This window comes from Bradyrhizobium sp. SHOUNA76 (genome assembly GCF_023006445.1).
Lineage (GTDB): Bacteria > Pseudomonadota > Alphaproteobacteria > Rhizobiales > Xanthobacteraceae > Bradyrhizobium.
Map to the genome: position 1 here is coordinate 1 of NZ_JALBHA010000728.1, position 2,326 is coordinate 2,326.

The window sequence follows — 2,326 nt, forward strand, 5'->3', positions numbered from 1 at the left end:
CCCGAGCGCGCCGAGCGGCGAGCGCCCAAGGCTGAGCCGGAGAGGGCTGTGCCGGCAAAATCCGTCGAGCCGCTGCTGCCGACCAAGGTGCAGACCGTCAAGGTGACGGCCGACGAGAACAACATGCGCGTCGACCGTTTCCTCGAAGCGCGCTTTCCCGGCCTGTCGTTCTCTCACATCCAGCGCGTGGTGCGCAAAGGCGAACTGCGCGTCGACGGCAAGCGCGTCGACAGCAAGGACCGCCTGGAAGAGGGCCAGAGCGTCCGTATTCCGCCGCTGAAGCTCGACACGCCGAAGACGGCCGGCCCGCTGTCGGACGCCGCGCAAAAGACGCTCGCCGCGCTGAAGGAGATGACGATCTTCGAGGATGACGACGTCCTCGTCCTGAACAAGCCGGCGGGCCTTGCCGTGCAGGGCGGCTCGGGCATGACGCGGCACATCGACCAGATGCTCGAGGTGATGCGCGATGCCAAGGGCCAGAAGCCGCGCCTCGTGCACCGGATCGACCGGGAGACGTCGGGCTGTCTCCTGATCGCCAAGACGCGCTTTGCAGCCTCGCATCTGACCGGCGCGTTCCGTTCGCGGTCGGCGCGCAAGACCTATTGGGCGCTGGTGCCGGGCCTGCCAAAGCCGAAGCAAGGTCGTATCTCGACCTTCCTCGCCAAGGAAGAGAGCGAGGATGACACCATCATGCGCGTCGCCCAGCATGGCGACGAGGGCGCGAGCCACGCGGTGACCTATTACGCGGTGGTCGAGACCGCCGGCAACAAGCTGACCTGGGTGTCGCTGAAGCCGGTGACGGGCCGCACCCACCAGCTGCGCGCCCACATGGCCCATATCGGCCATCCCATCATCGGCGATCCCAAATACTTCAACATCGAGAATTGGCAGCTGCCGGGCGGCCTGCAAAACCGGCTGCATCTGCTTGCGCGCCGCATCGTCATCCCGCATCCGCGCGGCGGCGTGATCGACGCTACCGCGCCATTGCCGCAGCACATGCAGCAGTCGTGGAATCTGCTCGGGCTCGATGCGAGCCGGTTCGACCCGATCGAGAACGCGCCGGAGGAGTAGGGCACGAGCTCCGCTGCCAGCCCCGTCATTGCGAGGAGCTCTTGCGACGAAGCAATCCAGAGTCCCACTGCACATGCATTCTGGATTGCTTCGCTGCGCTCGCAATGACGGAATGGAGATAGCGGGTGGTTGTCACACTCAATTCCGAAACTGCTCCAAAAACATCCGCAAGGAGTCGTGCGGGCTCTCGACATCCGTGATCAGCCAGCCCTCGGGCCCGTTCACCAGGACGAAGTTCAGCGCCATCCGCCTGCCGCGATTGTCGAAATTCGCCGCGACATAGGTCTTGTCGTATTGCCTGCGGACGACCGCGATTGCGACCGGGCCGAGCCTCCAGCTCTGGCTCTGCACCAGGAAATCGTAGGGCTCGACCCGCGGCGCGCTCCAGGCCTTGCGAAGGGGAGGATCGAAGAATTGCCGGGCGGTCGCAGCATCCCTTGGCAGCCCCTTGGACAGTTCAGGCGCGCCTTCGCCGTAATGGGCATAGACGTTGCGGACCAGCGATTCCGGACTGCGAAAGCCGGCCTCCGCCGTGGCCAGCCAAAGCCCGGCGAACAGGGCCACAATGCCCGCAAGTTCCCTCATGCCCCGCTCGCTTTATCGGCCGCCGGTCTTATCTTAAAAGCCTAGCATCCAGCGATCGGGGCCGAAACTACATGCGTGAATTGTTCGAAGAAGCCGCGGGACAGACCCCGCCCGATCCGCAAGGCGCGATCCGGCAAGCCGCGCGCCCGCCGCAGCGCAAGCGCTTCTACAAAGACGCGGGCGTCACCGATGTCGAAGGCGGCTTCGTCATCACCCTCGACGGCAAGCCGATCCGCACGCCCTCCGGCCGTCAGGTGGTGGTCCCCTCGCGCGCATTGGCCGGTGCGGTGGCCGCGGAATGGTCAGCCCAGGGGGAGACGATCGATCCCGTGACCATGCCGCTGACGCGGATCGCCAACAGCGTCGTGGAAGGCGTCGTCGACCGCGTCGAGCTCGTCAGCGACGACCTCGCAAAATACCTCGAGTCGGATTTGCTGTTCTATCGTGCCGGCCATCCCGAAGGGCTGGTCGCCCGCGAGGCCGCGCATTGGGATCCCGTGCTGTTCTGGGCCGCGGAGGCGCTGGGGGCACATTTCATCCTGTCTGAGGGCGTCATGCACGTGAAGCAGCCCGACGAGGCCGTCGAAGCCGCGCGCGCCGTGCTGCCCGGGGACGCATGGTCGGTGGCCGCACTCCACGTGGTGACGACCTTGACCGGCTCGGCGCTGCT

At 66.0% G+C, this 2,326-nt stretch carries 3 protein-coding genes; 2 read left to right on the top strand and 1 reads right to left on the bottom strand.

Features of this window, described 5'->3' with window-relative positions; translation table 11 throughout:
• Positions 1-1,071 (top strand): RluA family pseudouridine synthase (locus MOV74_RS36225; RefSeq protein ID WP_246932080.1); only part of this gene is annotated, 1,071 nt, incomplete at its 5' end.
• A 138-nt stretch (positions 1,072-1,209) separates the two neighbouring features.
• On the opposite strand, the gene MOV74_RS36230 is transcribed toward MOV74_RS36225, so the two are convergent.
• Complete coding sequence (locus MOV74_RS36230; protein ID WP_246932082.1) at positions 1,210-1,656, bottom strand: hypothetical protein; 447 nt, start codon at positions 1,654-1,656, stop codon at positions 1,210-1,212.
• 71 nt (positions 1,657-1,727) lie between these two features.
• On the opposite strand from MOV74_RS36230, the gene MOV74_RS36235 reads away from it, so the two are divergent.
• Positions 1,728-2,326 (top strand): ATP12 family chaperone protein (locus MOV74_RS36235; protein WP_246932084.1); only part of this gene is annotated, 599 nt, incomplete at its 3' end.